This window comes from Streptomyces sp. NPDC056160 (genome assembly GCF_042268205.1).
Lineage (GTDB): Bacteria > Actinomycetota > Actinomycetes > Streptomycetales > Streptomycetaceae > Streptomyces.
In genome coordinates this window covers 1-16,279 of the sequence record NZ_JBHJUW010000170.1, presented here as the reverse complement: position 1 = coordinate 16,279, position 16,279 = coordinate 1, and the positions used below count along the sequence as shown (strand labels likewise).

The window sequence follows — 16,279 nt, the reverse complement described above, 5'->3', positions numbered from 1 at the left end:
ACTTTACAAGCAAACGACGCAATACGATATATCCCGGGGTCTGGTGGGCTGGTTTTTTTTTATACGCCCCGGGCCTTGGGGCGGGGCCCCCCCCCCGGGCGCCGGGGGTGCGGCCCTCTGCTGTCCTGCTGTCCCGCTTACTTGCGGATCAGGCTGCGCAGCACGTACTGCATGATGCCGCCGTTGCGGTAGTAGTCCGCCTCGCCGGGGGTGTCGATGCGGACGACCGCGTCGAACTCGACGCCGGTGTCGGTGGTGACCTTCACCGTGCGCGGGACGGTGCCCTCGTTCAGCTCGGTGACGCCGGTGATGGAGAAGGTCTCCTCGCCGGTCAGGCCGAGGGAGGCCGCGGTGTGGCCCTCGGGGAACTGCAGCGGCAGGACGCCCATGCCGATCAGGTTCGAACGGTGGATGCGCTCGTAGGACTCGGCGACGACGGCCTTGACGCCGAGCAGCGCGGTGCCCTTCGCGGCCCAGTCACGCGAGGAGCCGGAGCCGTACTCCTTGCCCGCGAGGACGACGAGCGGGATGCCCTGCTCGATGTAGTTGCGCGAGGCGTCGTAGATGAAGGCGACCGGGGCGCCCCCTTCACCTTCGCCGGCCCGGGTGAAGTCGCGGGTGTAGCCGCCCTCGGTGCCCGGCGCGATCTGGTTGCGCAGGCGGATGTTGGCGAACGTGCCGCGGATCATCACCTCGTGGTTGCCGCGGCGCGAGCCGTAGGAGTTGAAGTCGCGGCGCTGCACGCCGTGCTCCGTGAGGTACTGGCCCGCCGGGGTGTCGGCCTTGATGGCACCGGCCGGGGAGATGTGGTCGGTGGTGACCGAGTCGCCCAGCTTGGCGAGCACGCGGGCGCCGGTGATGTCCTCGACCGCCTCCGGCTCCTGGCCCATGCCCTCGAAGTACGGGGGCTTGCGGACGTAGGTGGACTCGGCGTCCCACTCGAAGGTGTTGCCGGTGGGGATCGGCAGCGACTGCCACTGGGCGTCGCCGGCGAACACGTCGGAGTAGGACTTGGAGAACATGTCCTCGCCGATGGCGTTGGCGACGACGTCGTTGACCTCGGCCTCGGAGGGCCAGATGTCCTTCAGGTGGACCGGGTTGCCGTCCTGGTCGACGCCGAGGGCGTCCTCGGTGATGTTCACCTTCATGGAGCCGGCGATGGCGTAGGCGACGACCAGCGGCGGGGACGCCAGGTAGTTCATCTTGACGTCGGGGTTGATCCGGCCCTCGAAGTTGCGGTTGCCGGACAGGACCGAGGTGACGGCCAGGTCGTGGTCGTTGACGGCCTTGGAGACCTCCTCCGGCAGCGGGCCGGAGTTGCCGATGCAGGTGGTGCAGCCGTAACCGACGAGGTTGAAGCCCAGCTTGTCCAGGTACGGGGTCAGGCCGGCCTTGTCGTAGTAGTCCATGACGACCTTGGAGCCCGGCGCCAGGGTGGTCTTCACCCACGGCTTGCGGGTCAGGCCCTTCTCCACCGCCTTCTTGGCCACCAGCGCGGCGGCGACCATGACGTACGGGTTGGAGGTGTTGGTGCAGGAGGTGATGGCGGCGACGGTGACCGCGCCGTGGTCCAGCTCGTAGGTGCTGCCGTCGGGGGCGGTCACCTGGACCGGGTTGGACGGGGCGCCGTTCGGGTGGACGGCCGGGGCGTCGGAGGCCGGGAAGGACTCCACGCCCGCCTCGTCGACGCTGTCGACGTAGTTGCGCACGTCCTGCTTGAACTGCTCGGCGGCGTTCGCCAGGACGATGCGGTCCTGCGGGCGCTTGGGGCCGGCGATGGACGGAACGACGGTGGACAGGTCCAGTTCGAGCTTCTCGGAGTAGTCCGGCTCGGCGTTCGGGTCCAGCCACAGGCCCTGCTGCTTGGCGTACGCCTCGACGAGCGCGAGCTGCTGCTCGGGGCGGCCGGTCAGGCGCATGTAGTTGATGGTCTCGGAGTCGATCGGGAAGATCGCGGCGGTCGAGCCGAACTCCGGCGACATGTTGCCGATGGTGGCGCGGTTGGCGAGGGAGGTCGCGGCCACGCCCTCACCGTAGAACTCGACGAACTTGCCGACCACACCGTGCTTGCGCAGCATCTCGGTGATGGTGAGCACCAGGTCGGTGGCGGTGGTGCCGGGCTTCAGCTCTCCGGTCAGCTTGAAGCCGACGACGCGCGGGATCAGCATGGAGACCGGCTGGCCGAGCATGGCGGCCTCGGCCTCGATGCCGCCGACGCCCCAGCCGAGGACGCCGAGGCCGTTGACCATGGTGGTGTGCGAGTCGGTCCCGACCAGGGTGTCGGGGTACGCCTTGCCGTCGCGGACCATGACGACGCGGGCCAGGTGCTCGATGTTCACCTGGTGGACGATGCCGGTGCCGGGCGGGACGACCTTGAACTCGTCGAAGGCGGTCTGGCCCCAGCGCAGGAACTGGTAGCGCTCCTTGTTGCGGCCGTACTCCAGCTCGACGTTCTGCTGGAAGGCGTCGTTGGTGCCGAACTTGTCGGCGATGACGGAGTGGTCGATGACCAGCTCGGCCGGGGCCAGCGGGTTGATCTTCGCCGGGTCGCCGCCCAGCTCCTTGACGGCCTCGCGCATGGTCGCGAGGTCCACGACGCAGGGGACACCGGTGAAGTCCTGCATGATCACGCGGGCCGGCGTGAACTGGATCTCCTGCGACGGCTGGGCCTGGGAGTCCCAGTTGCCGAGGGCGCGGATGTGGTCGGCGGTGATGTTCGCGCCGTCCTCGGTGCGGAGCAGGTTCTCCAGCAGGACCTTCAGGCTGTAAGGCAGTCGGGCCGAGCCCTCGACCTTGTCAAGCCGGAAGATCTCGTACGACTCGTCGCCCACCTGCAGCGTGCTGCGGGCGTCGAAGCTGTTCGCCGACACGACAGTCTCCTTCATTGATGTGCGCGTACCACCACGATCCTGCCGCCACGCCATCTCGGCCAGTCCACTAAGGTAGGCCTAAGTTAGGTAACCCTTACCTGGATGGCGGCGGTGGTGCTCCTCGGCAGATATCTCGATGTCGAGATAACTCTAGTACATGGGGGACGGAAGGTCATGCATGGCCGGTGACTGATCTCTCGCAGCCGCCGCGGTCGCCACCACGCAGGCCGCCACGGCCGTCGGAGCTCCCCGCGCCTCTGCCACGCCGTCGGCGAGAGCCGGACCAGCCGGACTCGCCGCGCGAAGGTCACGGCATCGAGCGCGTCCGCCCGGGACCGGCGGTCGCCCAGCGAACACCGCCGGCATCAGCGCCGGGTCCAGCTCCTCCGGCAGCCCCGTCACCGACGGCACCCGGCCCGTCCACGGTCGAGACGACGCGACATGCCATCTCTTCCGCCATGCGTTCCCGTGACCGCACGTCCCGCTGTGGGGCGTCTACAGCGGGACCGGTGCCGCACCCGTGCCGAGCGCGACCAGCACCGAGCCGGTCACATTGCCCACGCCATGGGGGCGCACGGGCACCAACGCGGGCCGGCCGACGCAGAAGGCGGTCACCGGGGCGCCCACGGGTACGGTGCCGGGCTCGGCGAGCAGAGCCCCGCCGGTGTCGGTCCGTACCGCCAGGGTCGGCCCGGAGCCGCGGCCCGCGCCGGGCAGCAGCGCCAGCGGCCCGAAGCCCGTCTGCCGTACGGCCGACAGGGGCTGCCAGTTCCGGCCGCTCCTGGTCAGCCGCTCGACGACGATCTGCGCGGTCTCGGGTACCCGGTAGGCGAGCACCAGCGAGCCGTCCGCCGCGGTCGCGACCGACGGCGCCTCGGCGGGTGGCGCGCTCAGCCGCAGCGGACCGCGGTAGCGCACCGCGGCTGCGGGGGCGGACTGGGCCCACTCGTGGACGGCGCCGCGCCCGGCGGCGAAGACATGGATGCGACCGGCGCCGTCGACGGCGGCGGTGAGCCCCTCCTGCACCTGGCCGCCGGCCAGGTTCTGCCACGGCGACCAGTGCCCCGCCGCGTCCCGGACCCGTGTACTGAGGCCCTTGGCGGCGTTCCGCGCGAAGACGTGGACGCGGCCGTCGCGGCCCAGGACCGCCGTCGGCGGCCCGACCCGGCGGCCACGGACCGGGTCGCGCTCGGGGTTGCCCAGGCTGCTCCACGTGTCAGGGAACGGCCCCCCGGCGGACCGCTGTTCGAGGAAGACCACTTCCCGCGTGTTGGCGGCCGGGGCGGCGCCCAGCCCGGAGAAGCGAAGCCCGAACAACACGTCCCGCCTGCCGGAGAGCGTGACGACGCTCAGCGCCGGGGCCAGCGGGCCGCCCCCGAGGTCTTCCGGGGCGCTCCATGCCGTCCTGCCCGCCGTGCTGCGCGCCCAGCGGGCGGCCCGCATGCCGAGCACGCCGTAGACGGTCAGCTCGCCGCCCGGTCCGGCGACGCCCTGCGGTCCGGAGGTGGGATACCGGTAGTGGGTGCTGCGTACCCACTTGCGTTTGTCGCGCAGTGAGGCGCCCGACCCGACGCCATAGTCGCCGCAACCGCCGGCATTGCCGCAGTGCCAGTCGGGACTGCCGCCGTAGTCGTCGAGGTAGCGGGCCTTCTGCTGGACGATGGTGCCGGGCAGGTTGACCGGCCACCGCTGGTTGTAGTAGCCGCGGTACACCTCGGTCAGGAACACCGGGGCCTTGCCCCCGGAGGATGTGCTGTGTCCCACCCACCGGGTCATGGCGGCCCAGGTGAACAGGGCGACCGCGGTGTGGTCCGGGTGGTCCGAGTAACCGCGCTGATCGCTGCCCCTGGGGTGGTGCGCGTCGTGCACCTGCACGTCGGGGTCCGGGTCCAGCGTGCGTATGACCGTGGGCCGGAAGCGGTCGAAGAGATGGGCGAGGGTGTCGATCAACTGGTCCCGGCTGTAGTGGCGCAACCTGGTGACCGGAGAACCCGGGACGACCACGGTGGCGGCCTGGACGCCGGAGTCCGCCCAGAGTTGCGCCATACCGACCTGGGTGTGGGGCCCCACCCGGGTGTGCATGTCGATGCTGAGGAACACGAGATCGACACGCCTGCCCTGGTGGGTGAGGCTCTGCACCTCGACCTCACCGCCGTCCGGCACGGTCAGGGTGGACCGGGTCCAGGGCGCGAAGAGGCCGAGCCCGAGCATCGCCGCGTACGCCTGGCGCAGACCCTGCCGGCGGGCCGAGACGTAGGCGGGGACATTGGGCAGGGGCTTGGGCCGGCCGGGGACGGCGTTGACGCCGTACGCACCGCCGCCGGTCACGTACACCGACACCAGGGGGACGGTCTGGTCGAGTCCGCCGAGCGTGTCCGGGTTCATGAAGTGCAGGTCGTCGTCCGGGTGGGCGACCACCTGCATCACCACCGGGCGGCCGGCCGCGCCGAACCCGGCCCGGGTGGCAACGGGCGGCGTCAGCGGCTCGGTGCTGTTCGAAGCCGCCTTCGGCTTCCTCGCACCGGAACAGCCGGCCAGCGCGGCCGCCATGGCTCCTGCCATGGAGCTCATCACCGTACGTCGCCCGGGCAACGGCCGCACGTCCTTCGGACGACTCATCGTTCGGACTCCGTTCACGCGCGGGACAGCCGTCCCCACCACCCCGTTCACAGAAGAAGAGCGGCGGGAAGAATGCCGGGTTTCACAGCGCACGGTGATCCGCAACACATGCGCCAAGTCGCGGGGTGTGCACCGTCGGCCGACGGTGAGAGGCCGTCCGCATGGCTTGCGGACGTCGGGCGCACTCGTCTCGACGCGCCGGCCGACGAATGGCCTGGAAGAAGCCCGGGAACGCCCGGTCGGCGGCGAACTCCCCTCGCCCGGCCATCAGTAGGCCAAGTCGGGGTATCCGGAGAGGACGTGGCAGTGAACGTGCAACGCCCCAGGGCATGGCGGTCAGGAAGGAGGCGCCGCATGCCGCTGACGTTCCGCAAGGGTTTTCGAATCTTCCCGGAGTGCGGCCCGGCATCACCAAGCACTCCTGGCCGCCGCCGCCACCGGCGGGAAGAACGGACCGCGACACACCCACCGCAACAGGGGATGTCGTACGACATCGGTGGATTTGCCTGACCTGTTCGGGTGACCGCAAACTCTTCTGAGCAGGGAAGACTGACGACACCTCACCCGAACGGACCCCACGGGATGTGCCATCTCATATCTGAGATAACCTCAACCTCATGGCAGACGACTACCTCGTACGCATCGGCAAGCTCATCCGTGACGCCCGGCAGCACCGCGGCTGGACGCAGGCGCAGCTCGCCGAGGCGCTCGGCACCAGTCAGAGCGCCGTCAATCGCATCGAGCGCGGCAACCAGAACATCAGCCTTGAGATGATCGCCCGGATCGGTGAAGCTCTCGACAGCGAGATCGTCTCTCTGGGCTACGCGGGCCCGATGCACCTGCGGGTCGTCGGCGGCCGCCGGCTGTCCGGCGCCATCGACGTGAAGACGAGCAAGAACGCGTGCGTCGCCCTGCTGTGCGCCTCGCTGCTCAACAAGGGCCGCACGGTGCTGCGCCGGGTCGCCCGCATCGAGGAGGTCTACCGCCTCCTGGAGGTGCTGGGCTCCATCGGCGTGCGCACCCGCTGGATCAACGACGGCACCGACCTGGAGATCGTGCCCCCGGCCGACCTCGACCTGGACGCCATCGACGCGGAGGCCGCCGTCCGCACCCGCTCCATCATCATGTTCCTCGGCCCGCTGCTGCACCGCCTGGACCACTTCAAGCTGCCCTACGCGGGCGGCTGCGACCTCGGTACGCGCACCATCGAGCCGCACATGATCGCGCTGCGCCGGTTCGGCCTGGACGTGGCCGCCACCGAGGGGCAGTACCACGCCGTGGTGGACCGGTCGGTCCGCCCGGACCGTCCGATCGTGCTGACCGAGCGCGGCGACACGGTGACCGAGAACGCGCTGCTGGCCGCCGCCCGCCACGACGGCGTGACCGTCATCCGCAACGCCTCCTCCAACTACATGGTCCAGGACCTGTGTTTCTTCCTGGAGGCGCTGGGCGTGCGGGTCGAGGGCATCGGCACCACCACGCTCACCGTGCACGGCGTGCCCGTCATCGACGTGGACGTCGACTACTCCCCCTCCGAGGACCCGGTGGAGGCGATGAGCCTGCTGGCCGCCGCCGTCGTCACCGAGTCCGAACTGACGGTCCGCCGCGTCCCGATCGAGTTCCTGGAGATCGAGCTGGCGGTCCTGGAGGAGATGGGCCTCGACCACGACCGCAGCCCCGAGTACGTCGCGGACAACGGCCGCACCCGCCTGGTCGACCTCACGGTGCGCCCCTCCAAGCTGGAGGCGCCGATCGACAAGATCCACCCGATGCCGTTCCCCGGCCTGAACATCGACAACGTCCCCTTCTTCGCGGCCATCGCGGCCACCGCGCAGGGCAAGACCCTGATCCACGACTGGGTCTACGACAACCGCGCCATCTACCTGACGGACCTCAACCGCCTCGGCGGACGCCTGCAGTTGCTCGACCCGCACCGCGTCCTGGTCGAGGGCCCCACCCGCTGGCGCGCCGCCGAGATGATGTGCCCGCCCGCCCTGCGCCCCGCCGTCGTCGTCCTCCTGGCCATGATGGCCGCCGAGGGCACATCGGTGCTGCGCAACGTGTACGTCATCAACCGGGGGTACGAGGACCTGGCGGAGCGGCTGAACTCCGTGGGGGCGCAGATCGAGATCTTCCGGGACATCTGAAAGCTCTTGGAACAGTCGTCCTCGAACTGCTCCTGACCTGCATCGGTGTCAGGCGGGAGGGTGTATGGCGGCGTCCTGGGGCGTTCCTGGGACTTCAGGCCGGGAGCGAGGGTTTCCGGCCGCCGCGCACTCCACATGCCCGCCATCGGAGAGATTCCGATCCGAGCGAGCCGCGGAAAAAGCCCGGCCGGCACCTGTTCGTCGGCTCACTGTGGAGCGTGCGGTCGCCCAGAGCGTCCAGGGCTGCGACCGGACAGGTTCACCGGGGGACGGAGCCCGGCCGGCCCTGCGTGCCCGTCGCGACGGGACGCGACGTCCCTCGGCGCGACTCCGTCCACCTCTCCGGTGGCCTCGACCGGAACGCCTGACCCGGACACGTCCGGCGGCTCGCCCGGTGATGTACGCGTGCCCGTGCGGCCGAGGCCGGCGCCCGCAGCCGCAAGGGCTGAGCGCGACGAGCGCCGGGCAGCGGCCCATCACAAGTTGCGTACGGCGTGGGCGAGTTCGTGCAAAATCTGATCAGCCGTCATGCGACTCCCGTACGCTTCACACCGCACGGAGCGTCACGCGGGGGGTGGCTGGCAGTGGCCGGTGACAGATCGAACGCCGAGTGGGAAGAGCCCGGCGAACCCATGAGGGGGCCCGGCCTGGACGGCCGTACGGGCGACGGGGGCCGCGTCTATCAGGCCGCGCGCGACATCAACAGCAGCAAGTTCACCCACGTCCGTGTGAGCGGGTGGGCCGTCCTCGCCGCCGTGGCAGCCGTCGCCGCCGGGGCGGCGGGTGTGTACGTGCTCACCGCCGATCGCTCGGAGCGGGGGTCCGGGCCCGTCACGCCGCTTTCGTCCGTGAGTCCATCGCCCCAGGACCCTGCGGCGGGCGGTGCCTTCGGCCAACCGGGCATCACCGCCGATCCCCGCGTCCGGAGCAGCGGCGGCACGCCGACGGTGACCCCGGGCGGAGCAGCACGGGAAGCGTCCTCCGGGTCCGCCGTGCAGTGGCAGGGCACCTTGGCGGTCAGCTCGGCGGGCGGCAAGGAGCTGGACGGTAGCCATCCCGTACAGAGCTCGTCCTCGTCCCTGGCCGGGCCCGACATCTCCGTCGGAACGCTGGACGGCATGAGGGCCTTCACGGGAAGCGGCGCCATCGAACTGTGGAAGGGCTCCGGCGGGGAACCCGGCGAGGCCGCCTGCGCCGAAACGGCTGACGCCGGCGGTGAACCCTACGGGGTCAAGCTGCGGCAGGGCACCGTGCTGTGCCTGCGCACCGACGAAGGACGCGTCGCCCGGCTGAAGGTGACCGGGCTCCCGCAGGACTTCATGTCCGCGGTGGAGTTCGAGGCCGTCGTGTGGAAGGCCGCCGACGGCCAGGGCGGTTGAGATGAAGGGGAGGGGAACATGGACCCACTGGTGATGAGCGCCGCGAGCGCTCTGGTCGGTTCGATGGCGACCGATGCCTGGCAGCAGGCGCGCTCGGCGGTACTGGAGCTCTGGCAACGGAACCGCCCCGACCGGGTCACGTCCGTGGCGGGCCGCCTGGCAGAGGTACGCGACGACGTGCGAGCGGCCAGGGAAGTCGACGACAGGCAGGCCGAGGAGGCGCTGGCACAGGAGTGGGCTCCGCAGCTGCAGCAGTTGCTGAACGCCGACCCCGCTCTGCGGCAGGAGCTCCAGCGGGTTCTGGACGAGGTGCTGACCCCCCTCCTGCCGGCGAGCGGGGCCGCTCGCCGCGACGGGACGACGATGCAGGCACGGACCGGGGACTACTCCCGCGTCTACCAGGCGAACGGCGACATGACCTTCAACGGCGGCTGAGGCCCTCGCCGAAGGGGGCCCGGTGAAGACTGCGAGGAGGCAGGGCGGGACGGGGCTCTCGGATGGCGCCCCTGCCCCGCCCGGCCGCCCCTCGGACAGGTGCCTGGCCCAGGCCGGCGGACCCCGCGTCGGCGCCGGTCGGGCAGCACGCCGGCGAGGCCGAGGAGAAGCCGCAGGGCCGGAAGGGACAACGGTGCGCAGGGGTGGCGTCCACGTCGGTGCTTCCCGTGCAAGATGCTGCTGCCGCCGGACCGCACCCTTCGCTGCTGCGAAAAACCGTGCCGGACGACCGGCCTCGCTCCCGACAGCTCATGTCACGGACTCGCGGTCCGACGTGATCACCGTGCGGGCCGCTGTGCCAAGGCGATGGGCGCTCGGGACGGCCAGGGACAGGGGCCGGTTCAGGTCGGCGTCGCGGACCGTCAGGACGGCGGCGCCCGGCCACCGCCTGACGACGGCTCGGGAAGGTGCGGCGCTCACGCCGGCAGCGGGGCCGCCGGGGGCTCCTGCGCGTTCCCGGCGGGGGGCTGGGCCAGGAATTCCAGCACCGCGAGGAGCGCCAGCAGACACAGGGCGAGTCCCACGACGACCCAGCCGGTGGGGTGCGGCCACAGCAGGAAGGCCAGCAGGGCTGCGGCCACCAGCACCCAGGTGATCCAGGTGCGGTGGCGGCGGGCGAAGGGGCCGGCCGGGCCGGTGCGCAGGCCTGCCCGGTCCGCTGTGGTGCGTACCGCGCCGATGCCGGAGGTCCACAGGCGCCGTACGAGTCCCGCGCGGCGGCCGGGGCCGCTGAGCCAGGCCGCCAGTGCGAGGACGACCCCGACGGCGACGACCATGCGCACGGTGGTCTGGAGGAAGTGGGTGAGCGCGTCGTAGACGGCGCCCGCCGCCGGCCGCGAGACGTCGGGCGGCAGCCGGTCGAGGTAGATCGCCCGGAAGACGCGCAGGCCGATGCCGAGGACGCCCGTGGTCACGGCCGCGCCGAGGCAGCCCGCGACCAGGGCCCGGCGGCGGCGCACCGCGAGGAGGACGCCCGCGGCGATCAGGACGGCGGCGAGCACCGGCAGCCAGTCGCCGGCCAGTTGCAGCACACGGACGTACGTCTTGACCTTGCCGACGTCGTCGGACCGCACGAGGGTGAAGTCGGTGTGGATCTGCGGGATGTGCCCGGCGGCGGTCATGCCCGCGTCGACGAGGCGCTTCTTGACCCGTTCGACGACGGGGGCGAGGTCGAGGGTGACGGTGTCGTCGTTCAGCTGGACCGCGCCGCCGCCGCTGCCGGTCAGCGCCTTGTCCAAGGAGGCGTGGATCCGGCGGTTGGCGTCGGTCCAGACGGTCTCGAAGGCGTGGGAGGCGACGACCGCCTTCGCCTGGTCGTGGACGAAGCCACGGACCGCGCCTTCCAGGGAGCCGCCGAGGGCACCCAGCGCCTTCTCCAGGCGGGGCCGCTCGGCGGGGGCCGCGTCCGCGAGCAGGGTGGGCAGGTCGAGGCGGGTCATGAGCGCGTCGGTGACCCGGCCGGCCACGGCGTCCTGTACGTCGGGGTCCGCCGCGAGCGGAGCGACCGTGGCGACGTAGCGGTCGGTGTCGCCCACCTCGTCGGACGCCCAGGAGGCCACGACCGCGAGCGGGGCGAGGAGGCAGCCGAGGACGAGGAGGACCGCGGCAAGGAAGGAGCGCCCGTGGTGGCGCGCGGGCCGCGCCCGCTCGCTCTCGAGGGCCGCGACCCGTGCCCTCAGCGCGTCGAGTTCCGGCTCGTGCGAGCCCTCGGCATCGCCGGCCGCGAACGCTCCGTCGTCCTTCACCAGGCCTCCGCTTCCGTCGAGGGCAAGGACGCCCGCTCCGTGCGACCGCCGCCGCCGGGCAGCCGGGTCGCGAACCCGATCTCGTACCCGGCGCGGAGGATCAGCGTGGCCAGGCCCAGGTCGGACAGGGTGTCGACGACCCGGTCGGGGTGTGTCCGGCCGGGGCGGGCGGGGACCGGCTCCGCCTGTGCCACCCTCCCCCGGCCCCGCCCCCGGCACGAGCGGTCGTACGCCGTTGGAGGGAGCGCCGGGCGGACCGGCGGCCTCGCGTGCGGCCGGGGAGCGGGGCCAGGGCGCGTCACACGGGCGGCGCACGACGGCTCGCCGGGGCGCCCGGCCCGGCCGACGCTGGAAGTCCCCTTCCGGGGACCGGCGACGGAGGGAGGCCCGTGACCAGGCACCGGGGGGACGGCCGGGACGGCGGGACCGGCATGACGTGGGCGTCGACGTGGGCGTCACGGGTGGCACGGCTGCAAAGCGCCGCCGAGCAGCGCTTCCCCGTGCTGACCGAGCTGACGGACCGGCTGCTGTCCGCGAATCTCCTGGACGCCGGCACCCGGCTGGCCGCCCAGGCGTTCCTGGCCTCGGTCCCCCTGCTCTTCGCCGTCGCCGCCTTCGCCCCACGCGGCGTGCGCGACCAGCTCTGCGAGTCGCTGCTCGCCATGTTCGGCCTGACCGGCGACTCCGCCGAGCAGCTCCGGCAGGTCTTCACCGATCCCGGTGGGAAGAGCCTGCGCCAGACGACCGGGATCATCGGCCTGGTGATGGCGTTGCTCTCCGCGACCAGCTTCAGCCGTGCCATGGCCCGGGTCTGCGAGCGGGCCTGGCGCCTGCCCAGGGCGGGCACGCGGGTGGCGGCCTGGCGCTGGGTGGTCTGGCTGCTGTCGCTGGTCGTCGTGGTCATCCTCCAGGGCCCGGTCCGGGACGGCTTCGGTGCCGGTCTCTGGCTCGGTACGCCGCTGCTGTTCCTGGTGGCCACGGGGGTGTGGCTGTGGACCCAGCACCTGCTGCTCGCCGCCCGCGTCCCCTGGGCGCGGCTGCTGCCGGGGGCGCTGCTGGCCGCGGCGGCCACGACCGCGCTCGGCCTGACCGCCCGTCTCTACATGCCCGCCGCCCTCAACCGCACGCTGGCCGAGTACGGTTCGCTCGGCCTCGTCCTGTCCCTGCTGTCGTGGCTGATCGTCCTGTGCGGGGCGGTCACGTTCGCGGTGACGATCGGAGCGGTGCTCGCGGAGGAACTGCCGCTGGACCGCCTGCGGCTGCGGCCCGGGACAGCGCCAGCGCCGCCAGGGCCTCGGGCGCGCCGGGCTGGTCGCGGGCGCCGGGGAAGGCGTTGACGTCGACGATCAGGGGGGTGCCGTCGCCGCGGTCGATGAGGTCGACGCCGTAGACGTCCAGAGAGAAGACCGCGCCGACGCGGTGCGCGAGGGCGGCCCAGCCGGGCGGCAGGGCGTCCGGGGTGAGGGGCACGGTGGGGCCCCGCCCCTCGGGGGAGAGTTCGGAGCGGCGCAGCGCGGCGAAGAGCCGGCCCCCTATGACCCACAGCTTGTGGTCCCAGCCGCTGTTGGGGACGAAGTCCTGGACGACGACCGGTTCGCCGGGGTGGGCGGCGGCGAGCCGGGCCAGGTCGGCGGCGCCGTCCAGGCGGGCCACCACGTCGTGCCGCCTGCTGTGACGGCTCTTGACCACCAGGGGGGCGGTCGGCGGTGGTCCGGCGGCCAGTTCGGCGAGCGTGCCGGAGGCGCGGGTGGCCGCGAAGGGCAGGCCGGCCCGCCGGGCGCGTTCGTCCATCGCCGTGCGGTCCTGGCACAGTGCGGTCGCGGCGGCGGAGTTCACCACGGGGGCGCCCCGGCGCTCCAGGGCGCGGGCGAGGGCGAGGGCGCGGGGCGTGCGGGCCTTGAGGAGGTAGACGTCGGCGAGGGGCCCGGGGGCGGCTGCCGGTCCCGGGGCGTCCGCTGTTCCCGGGTCCAGTGCCTCGACCTGGTGCTCGGGGGTGAGGAGCGCGGTCGCGGCGGCCAGCAGCGGATGGCCGGGTTCGGGGGTGATCAGGCCTATTCTCATGCTTCTCACGCGTTCTTGCCCGCGGTCACGGGGACCTGTTCCGGGTGCGGGGGCAGGGGCAGGGGCAGGGACAGCGGGGTCCTGTCCTGCGCGTCCGGCAGGTCCGCCGGCAGGGCGAGGCCCGGGCCGCCGGCGGGGCCCGGCCCGGCCGCGAGTTCCAGCACGGCACGGGCCACCCGGGCCACTGCGTCGGGCACCCGGCGAAAGCTCGGGAAGTCGTTCACGTCGACGACCACGGGGCCGTCGGGCCCCAGCACCACGTCCACGCCGTACAGGTCGAGGCCGTAGACCACACCGACCTGGGCGGCGATCGCGGCCACCTCGGCCGAGAGCGGCACGCGGCGTTCCCGTACGGCGTGGTCGGGGTGGAGCGGGGAGCGGCGCTCGGTCGCGTAGAGGTCGCCGCCGACGCTGTACACCTTGACGTCGGTGCCCGGGTTGGGCACGTACGGCTGGGCGATGAGCAGGCCTTCCCCCGCCAGTTCGGGCAGCAGCGCGGCCAGGTGGTCCGGTGAGGGGACCAGGTGCACCGCCCGGCCCGAGCTGCCGTCGGCGGGCTTGACGACGAGCGGGTACTCCGACGGCGGTATCTCGGCGAGCAGTTCGGGGCGGGCCGCCGCGTAGGTGGGCGGCAGCGGCAGCCCGCGGCTGCGGCCGATCGCCGCGGCGAGCGCCTTGTCCCGTACGCCCCGTATCGACCGGGCGTCGTTGACGGTCCTCGTCCCGGCGGCGGCGGCGGCTTCGAGCAGGGTGAGCCCGGGGCCGCCGGAGACCGTCTTGAGCACCCAGGCGTCGTGGGCGCCCGACCGCACGGCCTGCGTCATGTCCAGCAGGGAGCCGCCGGGCCGTACGACGTCCACCTGGTGTCCCCAGGACGTCAGCCGGCGGATCACCTCGACCGGCATGCCGTCGTGGCGGTACTGCTCCTCCACCAGAAAGCAGAGTCTCATCGATCTTCCCCGTAACCGCCGGGCGCCCGCCCTCGTCGTCCGGCACCCTGTGACGTCCTGTGGCGTCACAGGATGTCATGGACCGTCAGCCGTTCGGAGAGTGGCCGCCCCCGACGGCGGCGGACGGCGCGGGTGGGGACGACCGGTCCGGTCCGGGTGCCTGAACGGGCCTCAGGCCCGGGTCATGCTGACGTCCTGCTCGGCCACGGCGTGGAAGCGGGGCATCAGCGGCAGGCCGCCCTGCGTGGTGAGTTCCATGACGGTGGCCTGGACGTGGGCCGCGCCCGGCTCCAGGGCGCCGGCGGGTGTGCCCGTGTTGGCCCAGGTGTGCACGGCGCCGTCGCACACCGCGCGGGTGCCGCCGATGCCGTAGCGGGTGATCGGGTTCTGGCGGCTGAGGGCCGAGCTGACGAAGACCGGGCCGCTCGCGCCGGTGCAGCGGTAGGTGCCGGTGAGGGTGACGGTGCCGCCGGCCGCGAGCCGGGCCGTCGGGTCGACGGTGACGGTCTCGTCGGCGGCCGTCGCCGCGGAAGTGGCCGGTGCACCAAGGAGCAGCGCGGCGGCGGCCAGGCCCAGGGCGCCGAATGCGGAACGTACGGGGGTGAGGGGCGGGGTGAGGGACATCGGGGCCTCCCGGTACGGGTGACGTGACTGGTGAGTGGAATGGGGGCCTCCACTCGTACCCGGCGCCCGTGCCTTCCGCCGTGACCCTCACCCCTTCGGTGGCGAGTCCGGGGGCGGTCGGTGGCGTCCGGTCCCGTGCCGTCAGGCGAGGACCGCCAGGCCGTCCAGTTCCACCATGGCGTCCTCGTCCCACAGGCGTACGACCTGGACGACCGCCATCGCCGGGTAGTCGCGGCCCGCCAGCTCGCGCCAGCGGCGGCCGAGTTCGGGCGCGTGGGCGCGGTAGGAGGCGATGTCGGTGGCGTAGACGGTGACGCGGGCGAGGTCGGCCGGGGCACCCCCGGCGGCGCGCAGGGCCGCGAGGAGGTTGGTGAGGGCCCGCGTGAACTGTTCGGGCAGGGTGTCCCCGGCCACCTTGCCGTCCTGGTCGAGCGCCGTCTGGCCGGCCAGGAACACGACGCGGGAGCCGGCGGCGACGACGGCGTGCGAGAAGCCGGTGGGTGGGGACAGTTCGGGCGGGTTGACGCGCTGGACGGTCACGGGGCCTCCCCGGTCGGCTGCTGGGCGTACAACTCCTTGGCGATGATGGACCGTTGGACCTCGCTGGCGCCCTCGTAGATGCGGGGCGCCCGCACCTCTCGGTAGAGGTGTTCGAGGAGGTGGCCGCGGCACAGGGCGCGGGCGCCGTGCAACTGGACGGCGGCGTCGACGACGTACTGCGCGGTCTCGGTGGCGAGGAGTTTGGCCATGGCGGAGCGCCGGGGCACGTCCGGGGCGCCGGCGTCGTACGCGCTCGCCGCCGCGTGCACCATCAGGCGGGCCGCCTCCGTGCGCAGGGCCATCTCGGCCACCTGGTGGGCGACGGCCTGGAGGTCGCTCAGCGTGCCCCCGAAGGCGTCGCGGTGCGCGGTGTGGGCCACGGTCGCGTCCAGCGCCGCCTGGGCCATGCCGACCGCGAACGCGCCGACGCTGGGGCGGAACAGGTTGAGGGTGCCCATCGCGACCCGGAACCCGCGGTCCACCTCGCCGAGCACGTCGTCCTCGCTGACGGGCACGCCGTCGAAGTCCAGGGTGCCGATGGGGTGCGGGGAGAGCATCTCCAGGGCGCCGCCGGTGAGGCCGGGGCGGTCGGCGGGGACCAGGAACGCGGTCACGCCCCGGGCGCCGGCGCCGGGGGTGGTGCGCGCGAAGACGGTGTACACGTCCGCCTCGGGGGCGTTGGAGATCCAGGACTTGCCGCCGGTGAGCCGCCATCTCCGGGGGCCGTCGGGGCGGGCGGTGAGAGGGCCGCCCGGCGCGGGGGCGGGCGGGGCGCCGGGGGCGGGGGGCACCCCGGGACCGGACGGCTGCCGGGCGCCGGCGTGCGGGCTGCGCGGCTCCCCCGGACGC

General features: G+C 72.8%; 12 protein-coding genes and 1 pseudogene. 4 read left to right on the top strand and 9 right to left on the bottom strand.

Features of this window, described 5'->3' with window-relative positions; translation table 11 throughout:
- Positions 1 to 137: 137 nt before the first annotated feature.
- Both acnA and ACFC02_RS37155 read right to left on the bottom strand, forming a co-directional pair.
- Positions 138 to 2,870, bottom strand: coding sequence for an aconitate hydratase AcnA (acnA, locus tag ACFC02_RS37160; RefSeq protein ID WP_376366713.1), 2,733 nt, complete (start codon positions 2,868 to 2,870; stop codon positions 138 to 140).
- 495 nt (positions 2,871 to 3,365) lie between these two features.
- The gene (locus ACFC02_RS37155; protein ID WP_376366712.1) at positions 3,366 to 5,432 is read right to left on the bottom strand and encodes a PIG-L family deacetylase; all 2,067 of its coding nucleotides are present in this window, start codon (positions 5,430 to 5,432) and stop codon (positions 3,366 to 3,368) included.
- 674 nt (positions 5,433 to 6,106) lie between these two features.
- Between ACFC02_RS37155 and ACFC02_RS37150 the strand changes: the two genes are divergently transcribed.
- From ACFC02_RS37150 to ACFC02_RS37140, 3 genes are all read left to right on the top strand, one after another.
- Complete coding sequence (locus ACFC02_RS37150) at positions 6,107 to 7,636, top strand: UDP-N-acetylglucosamine 1-carboxyvinyltransferase (protein WP_360963870.1); 1,530 nt, start codon at positions 6,107 to 6,109, stop codon at positions 7,634 to 7,636.
- Positions 7,637 to 8,268: 632 nt separating this feature from the next.
- Positions 8,269 to 9,015, top strand: a complete 747-nt coding sequence (locus ACFC02_RS37145; protein WP_376366711.1) for a hypothetical protein — start codon at positions 8,269 to 8,271, stop codon at positions 9,013 to 9,015.
- Between the two features lie 18 nt (positions 9,016 to 9,033).
- Positions 9,034 to 9,450, top strand: coding sequence for a hypothetical protein (locus tag ACFC02_RS37140; RefSeq protein ID WP_376366710.1), 417 nt, complete (start codon positions 9,034 to 9,036; stop codon positions 9,448 to 9,450).
- A 476-nt stretch (positions 9,451 to 9,926) separates the two neighbouring features.
- On the opposite strand, the gene ACFC02_RS37135 is transcribed toward ACFC02_RS37140, so the two are convergent.
- Positions 9,927 to 11,255 carry a hypothetical protein gene (locus ACFC02_RS37135; protein WP_376366709.1) on the bottom strand — a complete coding sequence of 443 codons (1,329 nt, stop codon included), beginning with the start codon at positions 11,253 to 11,255 and terminating at the stop codon, positions 9,927 to 9,929.
- On the bottom strand, positions 11,252 to 11,449 hold the full coding sequence (locus ACFC02_RS37130; protein ID WP_376366708.1) for a hypothetical protein: 198 nt from the start codon (positions 11,447 to 11,449) through the stop codon (positions 11,252 to 11,254). Before ACFC02_RS37130 ends, ACFC02_RS37135 begins: the two co-directional genes overlap by 4 nt.
- Positions 11,450 to 11,686: 237 nt before the next feature.
- On the opposite strand from ACFC02_RS37130, the pseudogene ACFC02_RS37125 reads away from it, so the two are divergent.
- Positions 11,687 to 12,430 (top strand): annotated as a pseudogene (locus ACFC02_RS37125) (YhjD/YihY/BrkB family envelope integrity protein); the annotation flags it as partial.
- A gap of 22 nt (positions 12,431 to 12,452) precedes the next feature.
- Here the strand turns inward: ACFC02_RS37125 and ACFC02_RS37120 are convergent.
- The 5 genes from ACFC02_RS37120 to ACFC02_RS37100 form a co-directional block, all read right to left on the bottom strand.
- A complete protein-coding gene (locus ACFC02_RS37120) occupies positions 12,453 to 13,316 on the bottom strand; it encodes a RimK family alpha-L-glutamate ligase (RefSeq protein WP_376366707.1) in 864 nt (287 codons plus the stop codon).
- A 5-nt stretch (positions 13,317 to 13,321) separates the two neighbouring features.
- Positions 13,322 to 14,266 (bottom strand): RimK family alpha-L-glutamate ligase, encoded by a 945-nt coding sequence (locus ACFC02_RS37115; RefSeq protein ID WP_376366706.1) that lies wholly within the window; start codon positions 14,264 to 14,266, stop codon positions 13,322 to 13,324.
- Positions 14,267 to 14,437: 171 nt separating this feature from the next.
- Complete coding sequence (locus ACFC02_RS37110) at positions 14,438 to 14,890, bottom strand: DUF6299 family protein (protein ID WP_376366705.1); 453 nt, start codon at positions 14,888 to 14,890, stop codon at positions 14,438 to 14,440.
- Between the two features lie 141 nt (positions 14,891 to 15,031).
- Positions 15,032 to 15,430, bottom strand: a complete 399-nt coding sequence (locus tag ACFC02_RS37105; protein WP_376366704.1) for a RidA family protein — start codon at positions 15,428 to 15,430, stop codon at positions 15,032 to 15,034.
- On the bottom strand, positions 15,427 to 16,279 hold an 853-nt coding region (locus tag ACFC02_RS37100; RefSeq protein WP_376366703.1), incomplete at its 5' end, for an acyl-CoA dehydrogenase family protein. The genes ACFC02_RS37105 and ACFC02_RS37100, both read right to left, overlap by 4 nt.